The organism is Vibrio sp. VP6 (assembly GCF_028823755.1).
Taxonomy (GTDB): Bacteria; Pseudomonadota; Gammaproteobacteria; order Enterobacterales; family Vibrionaceae; genus Vibrio; species Vibrio parahaemolyticus.
The window spans coordinates 1-22,432 of sequence record NZ_JAPEID010000047.1 but is presented as its reverse complement, the minus strand read 5'-3'; the positions used below and the strand labels follow the sequence as shown (position 1 = coordinate 22,432).

The window sequence follows — 22,432 nt, the reverse complement described above, 5'->3', positions numbered from 1 at the left end:
CAGGATAAAGTCATAGGTATTTTGTGGGTTCTCATATTTAAAACAACAAAAATGGGCTTATTATTCGAAAACAATAAACCCCATTTATGATTAGTATGACTTTATAGCTTTATCCACGCATGAGTCCATGCAGAACCTACGCCCGGCTCATAAGCGCTTGGCGTCGAACCACACCAAAGACTATTTGGCCACGGTAAACATTGATAAGACGAGCCCTGATTAGTCACAACATCGCCAGCGAGGTATTGAGATCCTGCTTGATAGATATTATCTGAAGGAACAGACACAACTGGCGGCTCAGTCGGCGGGATGACCTGATCTTGATGTGACGTACAGTTTGCATCGCTCACTGCTTGCCAAACGCCCCAGGAACCCGATTCTGCTGGGTTATCGCCTTGAGTCCACCATTGTGCTTGCCACACTTTTCCATTCCACGTGACAGTATCGCCTTTATTGTAAACAGATGAGGCTTTCCATTCGTTTGCACAGCTTCCTGTTGGTGGCGACGTTACCGATTTGGCTGTTGCAGACACAACCGCTTGATATAAAGTACTGGTTTTATCAACACCGAACTTCAACGTCACTCTAGCTTCACCCGCTTGTGATGCGCCGAACTCAACATCCACACGACAGCTCGTATTTGCAGCTAACGTTGTTTGAGAGCATTGATCGTTGGCAATCAGTGCTGCATCAGTCACTCCTGAGCCGCCAATGCGTACATTTTCGACAGTGAATGCAGTGTTTCCCGAATTACTAATCACAAATCCATGCTGCTTGAGTTCACCAACATTAAACGCTGGCAACATTTGATTAGCAGTGTAACCAACAGAAACGTTATCTTTCGGAGGCGTTGAAGTGCCGATGACGCCATCCACAAAACTGCGCAATGCTGCAATATCACTGTAAACGCCGTACATACCCGGACGTGCACACCCTATCCCCCAGCTAACCACACCAAGTTGGGTAATCGCACCGCCGCGATTAATAACGATCGGGCCACCGCTGTCACCCTGACATGAATCTATCCCACCTTGCGGAACGCCTGCACAGAATGCCACTTCCCCAACGGTGGTGTAGTTTCCACCCGCCTGACGACAAGTGGCATCCGACACCAGAGGAACATCGACTTCTTGCAATCTTGTTGGCGAACTACCGCCTTCTGACGTTCGACCTAAACCTGCAACTGTCAACCAATCTCCAATACTGGCGTATTGCGCCAAGCTGCCGTCAGCAATTTCAACGGCGGATACACCTTGAGGGACAGAATCTAGCTTTAGAACCGCAATATCATAAGAAAGCGTGGCGCGGCGATAAGACGGATGCATGTGGATTTCACTCACATTCGCTCTTACTCCATCGGTGCCGTTGTACACGACGCCACCAATTTTCACGGCGATTTGACTCGGTGAATCGCCCTCCACACAGTGAGCCGCCGTCAATACATAGCCATTGCCGATGTAACTGGCACCGCAATAGGAGCGGTTACTGTAGCGACTTACAATTTGTGTGTAGAACTTCCATTCAGTTGGATCGGCGGTAATGCCGCCCACGATTTTCGGTTGAATGATGTGGTTTTGCGTCTGTGATAAATCATCAGCACTTGCAAACATTGGCAAGACTGCCAAAGCAAGTAACGATTTTGATAGTTTCAAAGTATTATCCTCTTGTTTTTGTAAGCACGATCCTCGTGCTACTTATAAAACAAGCAGACAAATTCAATGTTACCAATGTAAGTTGAGTAGCAAATTCATAGCTTGCGAGCCACTTAAACGCAAAAGTTTATTGATGAACTGAATAATTTCAATTCCACATGGTTTCTGTCACTGAATTACCGTCAACGAGACGTATTAATTACGATGGATTTAAGGGCTTTCGCAAACAGTGAATATGATGCCCAAAACCTTGTTTTTCATACAATGCGAGTGCTTGGCGGTTAAAACTCCAAACCTCAACAAACATCTGGGTTGCGCCGTAATCGATAAAGGTAGCCTCTATCTTATCGAGCAAAGCTTGAGCCGTTCCTTGCTTTCGATATTCCGGCATCACATACAACTCATCCACACTGCCCATCATCACAGGTTGGCTGACAACGGAAGTTAACTCACAAAAGTGACCAGAGACAAAACCGATAACTTCATCACCGACTTTCGCTACATATACCAAACACTCGGGATTATCGATGTAACGAGCAATGCTTTTCTCTTGTTCGATTTCTTCGGCAGTTTTAAACAATTCAGGGGATTGAACATGGTGCTCATCGTGCAAATCGAACATAAGATCGTTGAGCACTTCTAAATCATCAAAACTCGCAGCTTTGATTACAAATGCAGACATACTAAGGGTTACCAAAATTTGAGTCCGTATAGTGTGTTGCGAAAACGCAGGCTTGGCAAGCCACAAAAGCGCCTACTCACGATTGTTTTCTGGAGCACCAACGCAAAAAAGCCCCTGTACAAATCAGCATACAGAGGCAGAACCAAACTACGGAGTTCGAGGATCAGGGTTTCATTTGAGTACGACGATAAATTGTTAGCGTCGTAATACTCGCTCTATTTCATTCAGGCTCGTTGGATCATCAATCGTCGATGGCACGGTGTATTGTTCACCATCAGCAATTTGGCGGATGGTTCGACGCAGAATTTTACCCGAGCGTGTTTTCGGTAAGCGATCTACAACCAGTGCGTGTTTGAAGCATGCAACCGCGCCGATCTCACTACGAACTTTGCCAACTAGTTCGCCTTCCAGATCCAACTCGTTTACTTTGACACCGTCTTTCAGTACAACAAAGCCAAGTGGAAGCTGACCTTTCAGGTCATCATGGATACCAACAACCGCGCATTCTGCAATGGCAGGGTGACCACCAACAATTTCTTCCATCTCACCAGTAGATAAACGGTGGCCTGCGACGTTAATGACATCATCAATACGCCCCATGATGAACAGATACCCATCCTCATCCAGATAACCGCCGTCACCAGATACATAGTAGCCAGGGAACTGGCTCAGGTAGCCCGTATCAAAGCGGTCATGATTACGCCATACCGTTGGTAAACAGCTTGGTGGAAGTGGACGTTTTAGCGCCACAAAACCTTGCTGATTGGCTTTTACCGGCTCACCGAGTTCATCGAGAATTTCTACCTGATAACCAGGAATCGGTTTGGTGGATGAGCCCGCTTTCACTGGCATCATTTCAATGCCTGTCGGGTTACCGGCAATCGCCCAACCTGTCTCTGTTTGCCACCAGTGATCGATAACTGGTTTGTCAGTTTTACTCTGTACCCATTCCAGCGTAGGAGGGTCTAAACGCTCACCAGCCATAAAGATGGTTTTGAGATTTGACAAATCATACTGCTTTAAGAACTCGCCTTCCGGGTCTTCTTTCTTAATCGCACGGAAAGCGGTCGGTGCTGAGAATAAAGCATCAACTTTGTACTCATCACACACACGCCAGAATGCGCCCGGATTGCTGAGAATAAAGCATCAACTTTGTACTCATCACACACACGCCAGAATGCGCCCGGATTTGGTGTTCTGACTGGCTTACCTTCAAACAGTATTGTGGTGCAACCATGAATCAATGGCGCGTAAACAATGTAAGAGTGGCCGACAACCCAACCAACATCAGACGCGGCCCAGAACACGCCGTCTTGTGGCATGTTGTAGATCGCACTCATAGAGTACTTCATCGCGACCGCATGGCCACCGTTATCACGTACCACCCCTTTCGGTTTACCCGTCGTGCCTGAGGTATAAAGGATATACAGTGGGTCTGTTGCTAATACAGGAACACAAGCATGAGGTAGCGCTTTGTTGTATTCCTGTTGCCAGTCCAAATCTCTTTCCTGATTTAACTCGGCTTCACATTCTGGGCGCTGGAAAACAAACACTTTCTCAGGTTTCCAACGGCTGTCCATGATGGCTTTGTCTACTAATGGTTTATACGGAATGATTTTACTGATTTCGATGCCACACGATGCCGTCATAATGACTTTTGGCTCAGCATCCTCAATACGTACCGCCAGCTCATTAGGCGCGAAACCACCAAACACAACTGAGTGAATCGCACCCAAACGTGCACAAGCAAGCATTGCCATTGCCGCTTCTGGGATCATCGGCATGTAAATAACGACTCGGTCGCCCTTTTCTACGCCTTGACTAGACAGCATACCCGCAATTTTTGCTACGTTGTCACGCAGCTCGCTGTAAGTGTAAGTCTGCTTGTTCCCCGTTACTGGTGAATCATAAATAAGGGCAGCGTTATCACCACGACCTTGCTCACAATGGTAGTCCAGTGCTAACCAAGCCGTGTTCATCACCCCATCCGGAAACCATCGCTCGATTCCATTCTCATCAGCTTTCAAGATGGTCTTAGGAGATTCGAACCAGTCGATATTCTCCGCTTGAGCGCGCCAAAAACTCTCCGGTTCATTTTTCGCCCATTGGTACTCTTTCTCATATGAAGACATATTGCTTCCTCCAGTATGTCCTGATCTCGTTCTATTTAAAGACCGTTCCTTTTATTCAAAGACATCAGAGGGTACACGCACAAATCCCTCCATTAGTATTCTCGCACTTCGGCTCATGATGGCTTTTTGTACCACCCAGCCTTGTTCGGTTTGCTTCGCTTTTGCACCGACTTTTAGCGTCCCTGACGGATGACCAAAAGTCACTGACTCTTTTTCGCCGCCACCAGCAGCCAGATTGACTAATGTTCCCGGAACACAGGCCGCCGAAGCAATCGCAACGGCTGCCGTTCCCATCATCGCATGATGAAGTTTGCCCATCGATAACGCACGTACCAGCACATCAATTTCCGACTCATTTACCGCTTTACCGCTTGAGGACTGGTAACTTTTTGACTTGGATACAAACGCGATTTTTGGTGTGTGCTGGCGAGTCTGAGCTTCTTCAAGTTCAGTAATCAGACCCATTTTTAATGCGCCATGTGCACGGATAGATTCAAACATCGCTAATGCTACATCATCATTGTTGATGTCATCTTGTAGTTCAGTACCCTGATATCCGATCGACTCTGCATCAATGAAGATGGTTGGAATACCCGCATTGATGAAGGTAACGTTAAACGTCCCCACATCAGGTACCACCAAATCATCGACTAAATTGCCAGTTGGGAACATGCTGCCTTCCCCATCTGCCGGGTCAACAAAGTCGACTTGAATTTCAGCGGCCGGGAACGTCACACCATCAAGTTCAAATTCTCCGGTCTCTTGTACGAATCCGTTCACAATCGGCACATGAACTAAAATCGTTTTGCTGATATTCACCTGCCAGACACGTACAGTCACAATTCCATTTTCCGGAATACGATCTTGTGGGATCAGGCCAGCATGAATAGCAAAAGGCCCGATAGCGGCAGACAAGTTACCGCAGTTACCACTCCAGTCTACGAATGGCTTATCAATGGATACTTGTCCGAACAAGTAGTCAACATCGTGGTCGTCACGGCTACTGCGAGAAACAATCACCGTTTTGCTTGTACTTGACGTCGCGCCGCCCATTCCGTCGATTTGTTTAGCGTAAGGATCCGGGCTGCCGATGACACGCAACAACAGTTTGTCACGCGCTTCCCCCGCCACTTGCGCCTCTGGTGGCAAATCTTCAAGGTTGAAAAAGACACCTTTACTCGTGCCGCCACGCATGTACGTCGCAGGCACTTTGATTTGGCTCATTTTGTTAGGAGTACTGTTTTCCATAATTACTCCTTATTGCGCCAAAAAATCTTGAGCAAAACGCTGCAGTACACCACCTGCGTTATACACGTGCACTTCGTCAGCGGTATCTAAGCGACAAGTAACCGGAACGTCGACTTTCTCACCGTTGCTACGTGTGATAACCAAAGCTAAATCTGCACCCGGCTTGATTTCACCAACCACGTCATACAGTTCAGTACCATCCAGTTCTAATGTATTGCGATTCACACCCGGCTTAAATTGCAGTGGCAACACGCCCATGCCAACCAAGTTGGTACGGTGAATACGCTCAAAACCTTCTGCAACGATAGCTTCTACACCAGCCAATCGAACGCCTTTTGCCGCCCAGTCACGAGATGAACCCTGACCATAATCTGCACCCGCGACAACAATCAGTGGTTGTTTGCGGTTCATGTAGGTTTCAATCGCTTCCCACATGCGTACAACCTGACCTTCTGGCTCGATTCGCGCCAGAGAACCCTGAACCACTTCACCGTTCTCTTTCACCATTTCGTTAAATAGTTTCGGGTTAGCAAAGGTCGCACGTTGCGCCGTTAAGTGATCGCCACGGTGAGTCGCGTAAGAGTTGAAGTCCTCTTCCGGTACACCCATTTTGGCAAGGTATTCACCCGCCGCGCTGCTCGCCATGATCGCGTTGGATGGTGATAAGTGGTCTGTTGTGATGTTGTCGCCCAGAACTGCTAACGGACGCATGCCAGACAGCGTTCTTTCTCCGGCCAACGCACCTTCCCAGTAAGGAGGACGGCGAATGTAGGTACTCATCGGACGCCAATCGTAAAGCGGGTTAGCACTTTTCTCTGCATCATCGAGCTTAAACATCTGGATATAAACTTGGTTAAACTGTTCTGGTTTAACATGTTTGCCTACAACTGCATCGATCTCTTCGTCGCTTGGCCACAAATCATTTAAGTAAATTGGTTTACCGTTTTGGTCAGTACCCAATGCATCACGCTCGATATCAAAACGAATCGTACCCGCTAGCGCATAAGCGACAACCAATGGTGGTGAAGCCAAGAAAGCTTGCTTCGCATAAGGATGGATTCGGCCATCAAAGTTACGGTTACCAGACAGAACGGCTGTCGCGTACAAATCGCGGTCAATGATCTCTTGTTGGATTTTTGGATCCAACGCACCACTCATACCGTTACATGTGGTACATGCGTAACCGACGATACCAAAACCAAGCTTTTCTAACTCTGGTAATAAGCCCGCTTCTTCCAGGTAAAGACGAGCGACCTTAGAACCAGGAGCAAAAGACGACTTCACCCAAGGTTTACGTACAAGGCCGAGCTCATTGGCTTTCTTCGCGACAAGGCCTGCAGCAACCACGTTCCTTGGGTTACTGGTGTTTGTACATGATGTGATAGCAGCAATGATAACTGCACCGTCTGGCAGTTCGCCTTCTTTCTCTTCCCAAGCACCAGATATACCACGTTGTGCCAGCTCAGAAGTTGGCAAACGGCGGTGCGGGTTTGAAGGACCAGCCATGTTACGGCTGACCGATGACAAATCGAACTCAAGTACGCGCTCGTAAACCGCTGTATCAAGATCGTCTGCCCAAAGTCCGGTTTGCTTTGCGTATTTCTCAACTAAGTCAACTTGCTGTTCGTCACGACCAGTCAGTTTTAGGTAGTTGATAGTCTGCTCATCGATGTAGAACATACCCGCGGTTGCACCGTATTCTGGTGTCATATTGGAGATGGTTGCACGGTCACCAATTGTTAGGTCGCGAGCACCCTCACCGAAGAATTCAAGATATGAAGAAACAACACGCTCATTACGTAAGAACTCTGTAATCGCCAGAACGATATCCGTTGCGGTAATACCCGGTTGACGTTTCCCAGTCAGTTTCACACCCACGATGTCTGGTAGACGCATCATTGACGGGCGGCCAAGCATCACGGTTTCGGCTTCCAGACCACCAACACCAATCGCGATAACGCCCAGTGCATCAACATGAGGCGTATGACTGTCTGTACCAACACACGTATCTGGGTAAGCAATACCCTGCTTCGCCTGTACAACCGGAGACATTTTCTCCAGGTTGATTTGGTGCATGATGCCGTTACCCGCAGGAATCACGCTGACGTTTTCAAAAGCCGTTTTACACCACTCTATAAAGTGGAATCGGTCTTCGTTGCGGCGCTCTTCAATCGCGCGGTTTTTCTCGAATGCGTCTGGATCAAAACCTGCGTGTTCTACCGCAAGCGAGTGGTCAACGATAAGCTGGGTTTCAACCACTGGATTCACTTTAGACGGGTCACCGCCCTGATCGGCAATCGCATCACGTAAACCGGCTAAGTCAACAAGAGCTGTCTGACCTAGAATGTCATGACAAACAACACGTGCTGGATACCATGGAAAATCAAGATCACGTTTGCGTTCGATGAGCTGCTTCAGGCTGTCTGTTAATACGCTTGGATCGCAGCGGCGTACGAGCTGTTCGGCAAGAACGCGAGAGGTATAAGGGAGCGTTTCATAGGCTCCAGGAGAGATAGAGTTTACGGCTTCGCGGGCATCAAAGTAATCAAGTTGAGTCCCCGGAAGCGACTTACGGAATTGGGTATTAATATTTGTGCTCATGGTTTGCTTCCATTCAATCTGTACATCTTGGCCTTCTCCCCATCACTCTAGAAACGCTACTCTAGCAAAGCAGTTTGGAGAACTTGATTGGAGAACTTATTGAGATGTAGTCGCTCTAGTAATGTTTGTGACGAGAAGTACTCCTTCCCCTATGAGGAGAGAATCACATAGAGGAAGGAGTTACGCGCTAGCGTTTTTCGATAGGTACCCATTCCTGATGGTCTGGACCTGTGTAGTCCGCGCTTGGACGAATAATGCGGTTATTTGCGCGTTGTTCATACACGTGTGCAGCCCAACCAGTTAAACGGCTCATCACGAAAATCGGTGTGAACAGTTTGGTCGGAATGTCCATGAAGTGGTACGCCGATGCATGGAAAAAGTCCGCATTACAGAACAAGCCTTTCTCACGCTTCATCACCGATTCAACACGCTCAGATACTGCGTATAAATGCGTGTCACCCACATGCTTCGACAATTCTTCAGACCAACGTTTGATCAGTGCGTTGCGAGGGTCGCTTTCTCGATAAATCGCATGACCAAAGCCCATGATCTTGTCTTTATTCGCCAGCATTTGCATGATGTTAGCTTCGGCTTCATCCGGCGTCTGCCAGTCTTCAATCATCTCCATCGCTGCTTCGTTTGCACCGCCGTGAAGAGGGCCACGAAGCGTACCGATTGCAGCCGTGATACAAGAATGAATGTCTGACAATGTTGATGCACAAACGCGTGCTGCGAAGGTTGATGCGTTAAACTCATGCTCTGCGTAAAGAATTAATGAACAGTGCATCACTTGCTTGTGTAGCGCTGATGGCTCTTTATCTGTAAGTAATCGCAAGAAATAACCGCCGATGCAGTCTTCGGTTTGATCTTCTGTGTCGATACGAACGCCATCGTGACTAAAACGGTACCAGTAACAGATGATGGCTGGGAACAAGGCTAACATGCGCTCAGTCGCTTGCAGTTGCTCATCAAAGCTCATTTCCTGCTCTAAGTTACCCAATACAGAACAACCTGTACGCATTACGTCCATTGGGTGCGCGCTTGCAGGGATCAGTTCTAAAGCTTGCTTTAGCTCGGTCGGTAAACCGCGAAGGCTCAGTAGGTGTGTCTTGTACGCATCAAGTTCTTGTTGGTTCGGCAAGTGACCACGTAACAGAAGATGTGCAACTTCTTCAAATTGAGCATTATTGGCAAGGTCAGTAATATCGTAACCGCGATAAGTCAGACCGGTCCCCGTTTTACCGACAGTACATAAAGCTGTGCTTCCAGCGCTTTGACCACGCAGGCCAGCGCCACCTAACTCTGCTTTCTTTGCTACAGTTTGAGGCATTGTTTGAACTCCTTTTCTGTCTGGCTTTGCCCTCTTTCGGAGCGTTTTTAGCCAGACGAATTTCACGTTATTGGATTAGATAAATTCCGATTATCTTTTCTTGGGCTTCCGTCTATCTTTTCTTTTCCCCGCTATTTCCCTTCAGAGAATAGCTGGTCAAGTTTGTCTTCGTAGTCGTGGTAGTTCAGGTGTTGATACAACTCTTTGCGTGTTTGCATCGAATCAACCAGCGCTTCCTGATTACCTACTTCTAGTAAGTGTTTGTAAACCGTTTCAGCGGCCTTGTTCATGGCACGGAACGCACTTAATGGGTAAAGCACCATGTCCACTTTCGCTTTTGCTAATTCGTCACAGCCATACAGTGGCGTCGCGCCGAATTCAGTAATGTTGGCCAGAATAGGCACATGTTTTCCGGTTGCTTGCTCTAACGCGTTTGAGAACTGTAGGTATTGATCCAGCTTGTTCATCGCTTCAGGGAAGATCATGTCCGCACCTGCTTCAACACAAGCAATCGCACGTTCAATCGCGCTGTCCATGCCCTCCACAGCAAGAGCATCTGTGCGTGCCATAATCACAAAACTTTCATCATTACGCGCATCAACCGCTGCCTTCACTCGGTCAACCATCTCTTGCTGGCTGACAATCGCTTTATTTGGACGGTGACCACAACGCTTCTGCGCTACCTGGTCTTCCATGTGAACCGCAGCCGCGCCCGCTTTTTCCATCTGCTTAATCGTACGAGCAATATTGAATGCGCCACCAAAACCGGTATCGATATCCACCAAAAGAGGCAAATCACAAGCATTGGTAATGCGGTCAACATCGACTAGCACATCGTTCAGTGTAGTAATTCCCAAATCTGGCAATCCGTAAGAGGCGTTTGCAATACCGCCACCAGACAAGTAAATCGCTTGATGCCCCAGGTTTTTCGCCATCATGGCGCAGTATGGGTTAATGGTGCCGACGATTTGTAGCGGATTGTTTTGTTCAATGGCGAGTCTGAACTTCGCCCCCGGTGTTAAGCTCATGACGAATTCCTTCTAGTCTTTGTCTAAACTTTCTGTATGTATAATTTGCGATTGGATGAGCTTTCGACTTCCTGAGATGTGTCGTCTCATCAACATTTCTGCAAGTTCTTCATCGCGATTGCGAATGGCTTCCAGAATGAATTTATGTTCAGTCAGCGCTTCATTTGGACGAGATTGCGCGCGAGGTGACTGATAGCGGTACATGCGCAGCAAGTGGTAAAGCTCGTCGCACAACAGAGAAATCAGCTTGCTGTTTCGGCTTGCTTGGATGATGCGATAGTGAAAATCAAAATCACCATGCTGATGGAAGTAAGAGGCGCCTTCCACTTGATCGATGTGCTTTGAATGTGTCGACAACAGCATTTCCAAGCTTAATAACTCTTCTTGCGTAATGTGTCGTGCTGCAAGTCGTGCTGCCATGCCTTCCAGAGCTTCGCGCACCGAATACAGTTCAATCAGCTTGGCTGGAGAGAAGGTCGTGACTCTTGCACCAACATGAGGAATACGCTCAATCAACCCAAGCCCTTCCAAACGCATTAATGCTTCGCGTAGCGGACCACGGCTGACTTGGTATTTCCTTGCTAGCTCAGGCTCCGAGATTTTGCTACCCGGTTCCACATCACCATTTACGATCACTTCGATCAATGTTTCTGTCAGCGTTTCGGACTTGGTGTGTTCTTTCTCAGAACCCAGTACTTTGTAACGAGCTTTCAACTCAGAGTTCATATTCAGGCACTCACTTAATCGACATCAAAGTGTCTACAATTTCTTAACCTGAATTTAAAATAGACGATCAAAGTGTCGACAATCAAGTAAATTGTCGACAATTTAGACTAAGGTCGTAGTTTGAAATGGACGAATTTGGGAAGATTTAATGATTTACAGAGGTTTTTTGTAATGGAAAGAAACAATTGTCGACAACTATAAACACTCTAATTTATTGATAATTAAAGAAAGACGTATAATTGCCGAGCAAAAAATCGAGAACCGCTACTCTTTTGGCACAAATTGGTCGTAGACTTCCTGTGCTGTCATCTTTTTAGAATGAGTATTGAGCTCGTAGTAACCCGGCTTTTCATCAGTAAAGATTTCTAGCGTCAACTTAAAATCAGGATTATCGAATAAGCCAGCAGAAAGGATGTATTCGTTGGTTGGCAAGAGATGGTAAAACAAGTTCGTCCCACACTCGCCGCAAAAACCTCGTACAGCCCAATCTGAAGACTGATAACGTTTTGGCTCTGCACCTTTGAATGTGACTTCTGGGCCACAATGCACGGCATGAAGTGCCCCACTCGACCATTTTCGACACATTGAGCAGTGACACAGACTCACTTCATTCTTGGGTTCTGCGATAACTTCAATTGCGCCGCACAAACATGTTCCTTTCATTCATCTTTCCTTATTCATTTGTTGTCGCCCTATTATGGCCTACCGATAAGCAAATCCGCGTGACCTATCCCCAGTTTCTCGTCGTGAACTTTATGAACAAAATAGCCGCAATGCTCAATATTCTCTTTATCTCCGTTTTAAAGACAGACATTTAACAGTTAATTAACCTTTACACAAAGTTCAGCCTTAACGCTTACACGGCATTAAGACGGAGCAAAATAATAAGGCTCATCAAAAAATAGAGTCGCCAACATAAGGAACGTGAACATGTTAAAGGTAATCAAACCAACGCTCGCCGCTTCAATCATCGCAGCTTCATTCTCATTCAACGCTTTTGCTGCGGATATTGAAAAAATGCACTTCTTGATCCCAGGTGGCGCTGGTGGCGGTTGGGATATGACCGCCCGTGGTACGGGTGATGTGTTAGTAAAATCAGACATCGTAGAAAACGTGTCGTTTCAAAACCTGTCAGGTGGCGGCGGTGGTAAAGCTATCGCTCACTTAATTGAAACGGCAGATCGCCAAGAAGACACGCTCATGGTGAACTCAACACCAATCGTTGTGCGTTCTCTTAGCGGTATTTTTCCTCAATCCTTCCGTGACCTAACGCCTGTTGCTGCAACTGTTGCAGACTACGGCGCGATTGTTGCCTCTGCGGACTCGCCATACAACACATGGGAAGATGCTGTAAAAGCGTTTGAAGCCGATCCTCGCAAAGTGAAGATTGCTGGTGGCTCAGCGCGTGGTTCTATGGATCACCTTGTCATAGCGGCGGCATTTAAAGGCGAAGGCTTTGATGCGCGTAAAGTCCGTTACATTGGCTATGATGCGGGCGGCAAAGCAATGGCTGCCCTGCTTTCTGGCGAAACTCAATTGCTTTCAACAGGTTTAGGTGAAGTACTGGAAATGTCCAAATCTGGCCAAGTGAAAGTACTTGCTATCACTGCGCCAAAACGCTTAGAAGCCGCGCCGAACATTCCGACTTTAACTGAATACGGCAACGAAACGGTATTTGCGAACTGGCGTGGATTCTTTGCTGCACCGGGCGTTAGCCAAAAGAAAATCGACGAATGGAATGCCGCATTCACTAAGATGTACAACACTGACGAGTGGCAAGTCGTTCGTGACCGCAATGGTTGGATAGACAACTACAAAGCGGACAAAGCGTTCTTCGCGTTCCTTGAAGATCAAGAGAAGCAAATGGGTGACCTGATGCGTGAGCTAGGCTTCCTGAAATAACCGTTATTCCGGGGCTCCCTCCGATAGCAACTTAGCGTAAAACCTGAGTTGCTATTCGCCCCAACGGCATTTGCACTCTAAGTTTCACCGTATATGGACATTGTCGACACTCGGCATACACACTCCTTTGTTTATTGATTGTTAAGCATATCGACTAGCAGCGAAATGCTTACTTGTTAATGGATTACTTTGCACATTAACGTTCATATACGGTCTTTTTTATTCTTGTTAGGAGTTGAATATGTCTCGTTCAACCAACGTTTTTACCAAAGAATATCTACTCTGTCGCGACCGTGTTGGCGCCATGATTTTCCTGCTCTTCTGCCTTTGCTACGGTTATCAAACGTCTCAAATCGCACTGTTTCCGGGCGATGAGTATGAACCGTTTACTGCGCGCACCTTGCCAACCATTCTGACTTATATCGGCATCGGGCTTTCTCTCTTGCTTCTTGTGACTGGCCAACCAGACAAAAAGAGCGGCGCCGTTTTAACCTTCAACTGGAAGTTACTGATCTCGTTCTTAGTGCTAATGGCCCTTTACGGCTTGGGCCTAACCTACTTGGGCTTTGTACTCGCGACAGGTTTCTTTTTGCTTGCGGGTTTCTATCTGCTTGGAGAAAGACGCAAACCCGTTTTGTTTGGCGCCTCTTTCCCATTCGTTATCGCCTTTTATTTATTGCTCACTCAAGGTTTGGATATCTATCTCGAACCGGGTTTGATTTTCACCATCTGGTAGCCAAAGAAAGGACTGAATTATGTTAGATGGAATTCTACAAGGTTTATCCACCGCGGTGATGCCAATGAACATCATGATGGTGGTTGTTGGCTGCTTCGTCGGCACATTTATCGGCATGCTGCCGGGTCTTGGCCCAATTTCGGCCATCGCGTTGATGATCCCGATTACTTATGGTTTAGAGCCTTCATCGGGCCTCATCTTGATGGCGGGTGTTTACTACGGCGCCGTATTTGGTGGTTCAACCTCTTCAATTTTGATCAACGCACCGGGTTGTTCTTCAACGGTCGTAACCGCGTTTGACGGTTACCCAATGGCGCAAAAAGGTCAAGCGGGTAAAGCGCTAGCATTAGCCGCTTACTCCTCTTTTACTGGCGGCACACTTTCGGCCATCATGCTGCTCGTGGCTGCGCCAGCCTTGGCTAACGTGTCATTAAGCTTTCAATCTTCTGATTACTTTGCGTTGATGTTGCTCGGCTTGTCTGCCGTTGCAGCTTTTGCTGGTAAAGGTCAGGTAATTAAAGCGTGGATGATGACCATTCTTGGCTTGATGCTGTCGACAGTCGGTATCGATAAAGGCGTTGGTGTCGAGCGTTTCACCTTTGGTTTAACCGACTTGATGGACGGTTTTAGCTTCCTTCTTCTTGCAATGGCGACGTTTGCTTTGGGCGAAACCTTAATGGGGATTCTCAAACCTTCAAACGATACTCGTGATGAAGAGCAAGACAAATTGAGCAACATCGGCTCGATGAAAGTCACCAAAGAGGAAATTAAAGAAGTCGCTCCGGTATCGATCCGCTCTTCTATCCTAGGTTTCTTTACTGGCGTACTTCCGGGCGCAGGCGCAACAATCGCGGCATTCCTAAGTTACGGCTTAGAGCGCAACTTGGCTCCAAAAGAGAAAAAAGAAGAGTTCGGAAAAGGCAGCATTCGTGGTCTAGTTGCGCCAGAATCAGCGAACAATGCCGCATCAAGTGGCTCATTCGTTCCATTGTTAACGCTGGGTATTCCAGGCTCAGGCACCACCGCTATTATGCTTGGCGCGTTAATCGCCTACGGCATTCAACCTGGCCCTCGCCTGTTTGTTGAACACCCGGATGTCTTCTGGTCAGTCATCATCTCAATGTACTTTGGTAACATCGTGCTTGTGATCCTTAACTTGCCGTTGATTCCTTACATCTCGAAACTACTGGCCGTTCCAAGAACAGTGCTTCTACCTATGATTTTGTTCTTCTCAATTACAGGTGTGTACTTAGTTTCGTTCAATACGATGGATGTGTTTGTGATGCTACTTGTGGCGATGGCTGCCATTGCACTTAGACTGGCAAACTTCCCGCTCGCACCATTGCTGCTTGGCTTCATCCTCGGCGGCTTGATGGAAGAAAACTTGCGCCGAGCGTTGATGATTTCTGACGGTGAGTTGAGCTTCTTGTGGGAGCGTCCGATTACGTTGACGTTTACTGTGCTGGCAGTCTTAGTGCTGGGTAGCCCACTGTTTGTGAAGCTGTTTCAAAAGCTTAAAGCGCAACCTGTAAAAGTTGAGCAATAATCGTCGATTCCTCCTTCTTGATAGCCCCTAAAAGCCACCCTCGCGGTGGCTTTTTCTTTCTTTGATATAGCTACGATGAAGTAATATCACGGCTAAGAGAAAAATTTCGCTAGAAAGAGGTTCACGTTATCAAAACCACAACGGAACTGAACAATTTCGTTTTGGAGCATGTAAAGTAAATCTCATAAAACGTTAGAACATACGTTCTCAAAATCTAAGACTCTAATAACCAATAAGAACATAACAAGGATTGTTTATGCTGCTGGAATTGGCTCTGTTGTTTGCTGCAGGCGTGGTAGGTGGAATCATGAATTCGATAGCAGGAGGTGGGAGTTTTATCACCTTCCCCGCCCTAATGGCGGTTGGCGTGCCGCCCATCATGGCTAACGCCACCAACACTTACGCGGCGTGCGCGGGATACATAAGCGGTGCCGTGGGCTTTCGTGAAGAAATTTTGAAAAACAAACAAGAACTGCTATTCACCGTTTCGTTCAGCTTAGTCGGTGGCGCGGTTGGCGCGTATCTTCTTCTCAATACGCCAGAGTCACTGTTTTTGGAAGCCATTCCTTGGCTACTTTTGTTTGCTACGGTGCTGTTTCTTACAGGTTCGCGGTTAACAATGATCATCAAATCCATCACCAAAGAACATAAACACGCTGGCGTTATAGGCTTAATCGCATTGAGTTTGTTGTTGGTCGGCGTTTCAGCATACGGCGGATTTTTTAATGCCGGATTAGGCGTGATTGTTCTGAGTTACCTCGTTGTGGCGGGCCATCAAGACATCAACTTGATGAATGGGCTTAAACTTCTGGTTTCAACGTGTGTGTCTCTCATCGCTATCGTCATTTTTGTTGCGAACGGCTCTATCGATTGGAGTAAAGGCAGCGTGGTAATGGTCGGGACATTAGTTGGCGGCTACCTCGCCGCGCGTGTGTCTCGCCAGCTTAATCCGAGCCACGTTAAAGGCTTTGTCGCTCTCTCTTCGATTATCATCACCATTTACTTTTTTATTGACGTTTACGCCTAACCCAAACAGAAAAAGCGCCATCAACTTAATGGCGCTTTTGCGGCTCTCGATAAAGGTTTCTAAAAAGAAGTTTAGTAAATAACGTGAAAAAGTGAGTTTAGAAAACCGTTTTAAGACGGAGTACCACTTACTTAATCAATCCAACTTCTTTGTAGTATTTAAGTGCACCGGGATGAAGTGGCGCAGACAAACCATCTTTTACCATTTCTTCTTTCTTCAAATTCGCAAACGCAGGATGAAGACGACGGAAATCATCGAAGTTTTCAAACACAGCCTTCACGACGTTATACACCACCTCTTCAGGTACGGCAGTAGATGAAACAAACGTCGCACCAACACCGAATGTCATCACATCGTTATCCGAGCCGCGATACATGCCGCCAGGCACGGTAGCAACGCGGTAAAAACTGTTGTCGGCGATAAGCTTATCCACTTTTGGGCCAGCGACTGTCACGATGTTACTGTCGCACGAAGTGGTTGCTTCTTTAATCGCACCACTTGGGTGACCAACGGTGTAAACCATTGCGTCGATTTTATTATCACAAAGCGCTTTCGATTGTTCTGCCGCTTTCAATTCCGAAACCAGTTTGAAGTCATCGTTGCTCCAACCATATTCCTTCATCAACACTTCCATAGTGCCTCGCTGACCAGAGCCAGGATTACCAATGTTGACTCTTTTACCTTTTAAGTCATCAAACGTTTTGATATTTGAATCTTGACGGGCAACCACCGTAAACGGTTCTGGGTGAACAGAAAATACCGCGCGCAGCTCTTTAAACGGACCATTTTCAGCAAACTGGCTGGTGCCGTTATACGCGTGATATTGCCAATCTGATTGCGCAATACCCAAATCTAACTCGCCTGCGCGAATGGTGTTGATGTTGTATATCGAACCGCCCGTACTTTCGACCGAACAACGAATGCCGTGCTCTGCTCGAGATTTATTTACCAAGCGACAGATAGCCCCACCCGTGGGATAGTAAACACCTGTGACACCACCCGTACCTATGGTGACGAAAGTCTCTTCGGCGGCAACAGAATAGCCGGCAGTCAACGCTGCAAGTGACGCAGCTAGCGCGATGTGCTTTAACTTAAACATTGAACGTCCTTTTCCTTTGTTTATGACGGTGTAAGTATAGCAATCGTTAACAATTTGATAACGTTTGAGTTCTCATCCTTGAACTTTACTTCTCACACCCGATTAGAGAATGATTTACAAAACCACATAATAATCTGATATATAAAGAGTATTTTTTATTCTATCGTTTTAAACACAAAAAAAGCGTTGTATAAACAACGCTTTGTCAGTACTAAAATGAAACCGCAATTACACTGTCGGGATAGATGCGCGCCACGCTTGGTTCTGACTATCAGAGATAGAACGGAACAGCTCACGCAACTCTTTAAGCAACCCTTCTTGGAAGCCGATGTTCTCATCTGCTTTTTGCTTCGCTGCTTGAGCACGCGTCGCTTGCACTTCATCGTCCTTGCTGCGAGCTTGCGCTTTAGTTTGTTCAACGTTCGATGCTGAGTTTGCCATCTGTCCAAGAGCTTGAAGAATCGCGTTCTTCGCTTGGTTTGAGCTCATCAGTTTATCGAACTTGCGACCGCCGCTAGTCAATTGAGCCGTGGTATCTGCAATGCTGTCTTTCGCTAGCGAATGTGCGCGTTTTACTTGATCTTGTTGAGTTTTTGACAAGTTACCGTTGTTCATCAACTCTTCTACTTGATCGAAGCCCGCCTTCTGCGTTTTCAGCACGTTGTTGCTTGCCATCTCGGTCTTAATTTCTTTACCCGCTTTGAAAGAACCAAGCGCACCGATAATTGCTGTAGCACCCGCTAACACACCAGAAACAACCGCCATCGCGATCATTGCGCTAGCAGAGTTGTTCAGCTCTGCCGCTTGGCTTTGCAAACTCGCAACGTTGGCTTCAACCGCAATTTCACGTTGAAGCACTTGCTGTTCACGGCTTAGCTTCGACACTTGGTAAAGCAGCGTCAACAAAGACAGCGATTGAGAAACCGCGTCCGAAGGTGATTTGATCACTTCTTCACCGTTCAGCACTTTCGCGGTAGTGCTCATCAGTAGATCAATCGTTGGTGCAAGCTCACCCATCAGGTTCGCAACCACTTGTGCTTGATTACTGATCGCAGGAGCTTTCGGCCCATCTAATTGATAACGACCCGCACCAGAAACGTTTGACTCACCGTTGCTTTTTACTGCACCCGCTTCAAATTTGGTCTCTGGTGTTTTTTCTGCTTTGGTTGTTTTGATAGTGTCGCCCAAACCATACAGTTCACCGCGACCCGTTCCACCAATTTTATCCAACATACTTCCGCTCCTTAAACCGTTGCAGGACGGCTTAACACCGTTTGCATGGTTTCACTTTTCGCCTGAATCATTTGCATGATGATGCTCATCAGCTCTTGGAAATCTTCCATCAACTTGCCAATTTCTTCTTTTAGCTTGTCGATGACCGCCTGACTCAACGTCATTTTGGCGCGGAGATCCGTGATATCAGCTTGTATTTCCGTAACATTCGCATTGTTGGCAGCGTGAACGCTGTCCGTTGCACCTTTGCCAATGTTAACCGTAAGGTCGACCGTTTCTGCGCCGTAGCGAATCGCTTTGGCTGTGGTTGTCGCAGCTTTAGAACCCATGTCCGCAACTTTTGCCATATTGGCTGCAGCTTTAGTGGCAATATCTGTCACTTTCTGCGCAATTTTGCTGGCACTTTTCGCGGCAAGTTTCGCGATACCACCAGCCGCCGCGCCACCAAAGGTCACGATAGCACCGATGACAGCGACAGCAATTTCTAATGCCATCACCACTTTGTTCAACACATCGACATTCACACCCGCTTCTTTTAGCGCGTCTTGAACAGCTGGTTCTTGCAGCGCCATGCTTACTGCACCCATGACACCACCAGCGATCATAAGCGCGCCAGCTGCCGCGCCAACGCCAGTGGCAACCATGATGGCACCTACCACAATGGAGACAACCGCGCTGATCCAACCAAAGATCTTCGCCGCTAAGCCCGATTTCTGAGCCTCTTTAGCAGCAGCTTCTGATTCCTTGATTTTCTCTTGGTTCTCTGCCATTTCTTGTTCATGTTTGGCTTTTGCGACTTTCACTTCCTGAATTTTCAGCTCGTTCTGAGCACTTTTCAGTTTGTCTGTAATCGCCGCAAGCTCCACTTCAAAATCGTCCGCAGAACCTGCGATGATTTTAACTGCGATCGAACCCGTCTGATCGGCAACAGCATGTAGCGCTTTTGCGATGGTATCGACGATCTTTTGCAGCTGAGCCATGGCCTTTAGCGTCAAGTCTGTCACTTTATCGCTCACGGCAGCATTTGGGGCATCTAGCTGAACTTTCACTCTTCCTGTGTTCAGAGTGTCAGCATCTCTACTCTTTACGTTTTCAACCGTTACAGAAGGCGTCGCAGTAGACACCGTTTTCTGTACGTTCTCTAACGTAGTTTGGCCAGACTCAGGGATGTAAACCTGCGTCTGAGTGCGGTCAAGTGCAATAGAACTCATAGTCTAATTACTCCTTTTGTTTCTCACCGCTTCTAACATGATGCCTGCACGTTGATGCAAGTCTGCATATTGTGATTTACCGGCAGACATCTCCTTCGCGCTGTAAAACCCACTCTCTGCTTCTGTCAGTTGTTCCAATTTCAGGTGACATTCCGCAGAGTGGAAAGGTGGGCGTGGATCGTTAATGTCCACGAGCGCTGCGTAGCTGTAGGCATCAATCGCCTGCAGATACTCACCCAGTTCCTGACGAGCAGCACCAAGGCCAATGAAAAATCGCGCCTGATAATGATCCAGCATGCTAAGCAGTTGGAAAACTTTGGCGGCTTGTTCAATCTTTCCTGATTGGAAGAAGTTGTAGCCGACCGCGTAAATGTGTTCGATGGTATCTGCCGATACATCGTGCAACATTTTCAACGTGCCTCCCTCTTCCAGAAAAGACAGCAGCTCTTCTGCTTGCATTTGAGATGGATCGGTCGCGTTTGTTTTAGTCATGGTTGGTTATCCTTAAATGGCTCGTAGGATTTCTTGTAAAATACTGTGGTACTTCTGAACAAACTTGTTCATCGCTTCAACGGTCGAGTTGTATTGCGAGCTGATATCGTTTAGCTCTGTCGTTTTGATTTGAACTTCGTCGTTGAGTAGTTTGGATTTGTCGCTGACCGAACTGGAAAAGTTGGACAGTTTCTTGGTTTTTTCTTCGTCTTTAAAACTCGCACCGTCAGCTACCGTTACACCCTGTTTTTTCAGAAAATCCGTGTGTGTGCTAATGCCATTGTCGGTGAGGTATTTATACTCAGGCGAGTTCTGAAAATCGGTAACAGAGTTGTAGTTGAAGTCGCTCGCACTAAAAGCATTGTCATCCGGTTTGTAAGTACCATCGACACTCTGCGTAGAGTGAATTTTCGACTGAACAACACCAAAGATTTTTAGTTGCACGGTTAAATCTTGCAGTGCTTCCTTTTGCTCGTTACGTTTTTCCAAGCGATTTACGCGACGCTCGTTTAATGCAAACAGCACTTGTTCATCAAAACGGTCACCAATACTGGACTCAACGACAGCCAACAAATCGCGAGCCGTCAAAGAGTGCTCTGCGCGAACCTCAAGATCCTTTTTCTCTTGCTCGGTGATGTTGAGTAGACGATCTTTCAACGCACCTAAGTTCTTGCGTAATATTTCGTAACGTTCGATAAACGAGGCGCCTGTCGACTCACCCTTCAGCATTTTTTCAAACTGGAAACGGATGTCTCGCTCCGTATTGTTTTTTATCAGCTCAACCTGATCCGCAGAGATTTGCGTTTTTTGGATATCGACAATCGCTTTATCGTTGTAAAAAGCATCGATTTCGGTGTGAATCAGACTTACAGCAAAATTCGCAAACAAGCTTGAAAGCGTCAAAGAATCCGAGCTTTTGATGATGGCATCTAACGCTTTTCGTAAATTTTCAGTCCCAGCGGTTTCACCGTAAGCCGCAGTAAACTGACCTTTCACTTGCGTCGCCATTTCGCTTAACGCTTCGCTAAGCTGCTGTTTAGAAATGCCTGGCGTCCACGTAATTCTTTTCGCTAATTGGTCCGCGTCATCTTTAGTTAAAGTGATACCAATCTGGTTAAAAGCGTTCTGCAATTGCGTCGAGACGTTCGTAACAAAATTCGCTTCGGTTAACAGAAAATCAGATGCTTTGAGCTGTGCCAGATTCATCGATGGCAAATGGGCAAAAGCATTACGAAGGAACGAAGATGCACTCTCACGAACCACGCTAGAACTCATTTGACGCGCCAAATCATCAACAAATGAGGCAATATCCCCAGTCGCTGATTTCAGCTCTTCAGCGCTTAACTTTGCAATCTGCTGCGCTTGCGTGCTTTCGGTTCCAAGCTGAAATTGACTCACAAACTGAGTCGGCAATGACGAATCCACTTTGTCCGTAAGCTGGTCGGCAAACCAAGTTTGGAACTGACTTGCCAATGCATTGTTCATCTGCGTCGTAAGTTCGGCGGCGTCCACTTCACCGCTTGAACTCGCGCCTTGTAGCGACTTCATCCAAATAGATGCGCTTTCGCTGAGCGCAGCACCCGAAAATGCGCTGTTTTTCTCTTTCAGTTGAGTCAGCGTATCGACGTAAAGTGCGATGCTCTGTTCGTCAGTTTGACCTTTAATGGTTGGCAAATGCGCGATCAGTGAAGCAAGCTGCTGAGTTTCCGCATCACCTAAAATTGGGGTCAATTGCTCTGTTAGGCTTTGTCCAAACGTTTGCAGTGGCGTACTGCTTGCGGCGGCGG

General features: G+C 47.1%; 17 protein-coding genes and 1 pseudogene. 4 read left to right on the top strand and 14 right to left on the bottom strand.

Annotated features, from left to right (window positions below):
• Positions 1–101: 101 nt before the first annotated feature.
• The 9 genes and pseudogenes from OU793_RS21290 to OU793_RS21250 form a co-directional block, all read right to left on the bottom strand.
• Positions 102–1,652 (bottom strand): trypsin-like serine protease, encoded by a 1,551-nt coding sequence (locus OU793_RS21290; RefSeq protein ID WP_024700632.1) that lies wholly within the window; start codon positions 1,650–1,652, stop codon positions 102–104.
• Positions 1,653–1,851: 199 nt separating this feature from the next.
• The gene (locus tag OU793_RS21285) at positions 1,852–2,334 is read right to left on the bottom strand and encodes a GNAT family N-acetyltransferase (protein ID WP_005477859.1); all 483 of its coding nucleotides are present in this window, start codon (positions 2,332–2,334) and stop codon (positions 1,852–1,854) included.
• Between the two features lie 195 nt (positions 2,335–2,529).
• Positions 2,530–4,466: pseudogene (locus tag OU793_RS21280) on the bottom strand (propionyl-CoA synthetase).
• 51 nt (positions 4,467–4,517) lie between these two features.
• Positions 4,518–5,714, bottom strand: coding sequence for a 2-methylaconitate cis-trans isomerase PrpF (gene prpF, locus OU793_RS21275; RefSeq protein ID WP_024700615.1), 1,197 nt, complete (start codon positions 5,712–5,714; stop codon positions 4,518–4,520).
• A 9-nt stretch (positions 5,715–5,723) separates the two neighbouring features.
• A complete protein-coding gene (gene acnD, locus OU793_RS21270) occupies positions 5,724–8,315 on the bottom strand; it encodes a Fe/S-dependent 2-methylisocitrate dehydratase AcnD (RefSeq protein WP_024700614.1) in 2,592 nt (863 codons plus the stop codon).
• A gap of 187 nt (positions 8,316–8,502) precedes the next feature.
• Positions 8,503–9,645, bottom strand: a complete 1,143-nt coding sequence (prpC, locus tag OU793_RS21265) for a 2-methylcitrate synthase (protein ID WP_024700613.1) — start codon at positions 9,643–9,645, stop codon at positions 8,503–8,505.
• 131 nt (positions 9,646–9,776) lie between these two features.
• Entirely contained in the window at positions 9,777–10,673 is an 897-nt protein-coding gene (prpB, locus tag OU793_RS21260; protein ID WP_023623578.1) for a methylisocitrate lyase, read from the bottom strand.
• Between the two features lie 12 nt (positions 10,674–10,685).
• Positions 10,686–11,399, bottom strand: a complete 714-nt coding sequence (locus tag OU793_RS21255; RefSeq protein WP_005464619.1) for a GntR family transcriptional regulator — start codon at positions 11,397–11,399, stop codon at positions 10,686–10,688.
• Between the two features lie 264 nt (positions 11,400–11,663).
• Positions 11,664–12,062, bottom strand: coding sequence for a GFA family protein (locus OU793_RS21250; protein WP_024700612.1), 399 nt, complete (start codon positions 12,060–12,062; stop codon positions 11,664–11,666).
• 267 nt (positions 12,063–12,329) lie between these two features.
• Here OU793_RS21250 and OU793_RS21245 point away from each other — a divergent pair, with 267 nt between their 5' ends.
• From OU793_RS21245 to OU793_RS21230, 4 genes are all read left to right on the top strand, one after another.
• On the top strand, positions 12,330–13,301 hold the full coding sequence (locus OU793_RS21245) for a tripartite tricarboxylate transporter substrate binding protein (protein WP_005464323.1): 972 nt from the start codon (positions 12,330–12,332) through the stop codon (positions 13,299–13,301).
• A gap of 241 nt (positions 13,302–13,542) precedes the next feature.
• Entirely contained in the window at positions 13,543–14,037 is a 495-nt protein-coding gene (locus tag OU793_RS21240; protein ID WP_015296786.1) for a tripartite tricarboxylate transporter TctB family protein, read from the top strand.
• A 19-nt stretch (positions 14,038–14,056) separates the two neighbouring features.
• Positions 14,057–15,583, top strand: coding sequence for a tripartite tricarboxylate transporter permease (locus tag OU793_RS21235; protein ID WP_024700611.1), 1,527 nt, complete (start codon positions 14,057–14,059; stop codon positions 15,581–15,583).
• Between the two features lie 256 nt (positions 15,584–15,839).
• Positions 15,840–16,610 carry a sulfite exporter TauE/SafE family protein gene (locus OU793_RS21230; RefSeq protein WP_017448977.1) on the top strand — a complete coding sequence of 257 codons (771 nt, stop codon included), beginning with the start codon at positions 15,840–15,842 and terminating at the stop codon, positions 16,608–16,610.
• A 127-nt stretch (positions 16,611–16,737) separates the two neighbouring features.
• Here the strand turns inward: OU793_RS21230 and OU793_RS21225 are convergent, their stop codons facing one another.
• The 5 genes from OU793_RS21225 to vcrV all read right to left on the bottom strand — a co-directional run.
• On the bottom strand, positions 16,738–17,709 hold the full coding sequence (locus OU793_RS21225) for a TAXI family TRAP transporter solute-binding subunit (RefSeq protein WP_024700610.1): 972 nt from the start codon (positions 17,707–17,709) through the stop codon (positions 16,738–16,740).
• Between the two features lie 228 nt (positions 17,710–17,937).
• Positions 17,938–18,942 (bottom strand): type III secretion system translocon subunit VopD, encoded by a 1,005-nt coding sequence (gene vopD / locus OU793_RS21220; RefSeq protein WP_024700609.1) that lies wholly within the window; start codon positions 18,940–18,942, stop codon positions 17,938–17,940.
• 11 nt (positions 18,943–18,953) lie between these two features.
• The gene (vopB, locus tag OU793_RS21215; RefSeq protein WP_024700608.1) at positions 18,954–20,153 is read right to left on the bottom strand and encodes a type III secretion system translocon subunit VopB; all 1,200 of its coding nucleotides are present in this window, start codon (positions 20,151–20,153) and stop codon (positions 18,954–18,956) included.
• A gap of 3 nt (positions 20,154–20,156) precedes the next feature.
• A complete protein-coding gene (vcrH, locus tag OU793_RS21210) occupies positions 20,157–20,645 on the bottom strand; it encodes a SycD/LcrH family type III secretion system chaperone VcrH (RefSeq protein ID WP_005464462.1) in 489 nt (162 codons plus the stop codon).
• 12 nt (positions 20,646–20,657) lie between these two features.
• A partial coding sequence (vcrV, locus tag OU793_RS21205; protein ID WP_274647829.1) for a type III secretion system needle tip protein VcrV occupies positions 20,658–22,432 on the bottom strand: 1,775 nt, incomplete at its 5' end.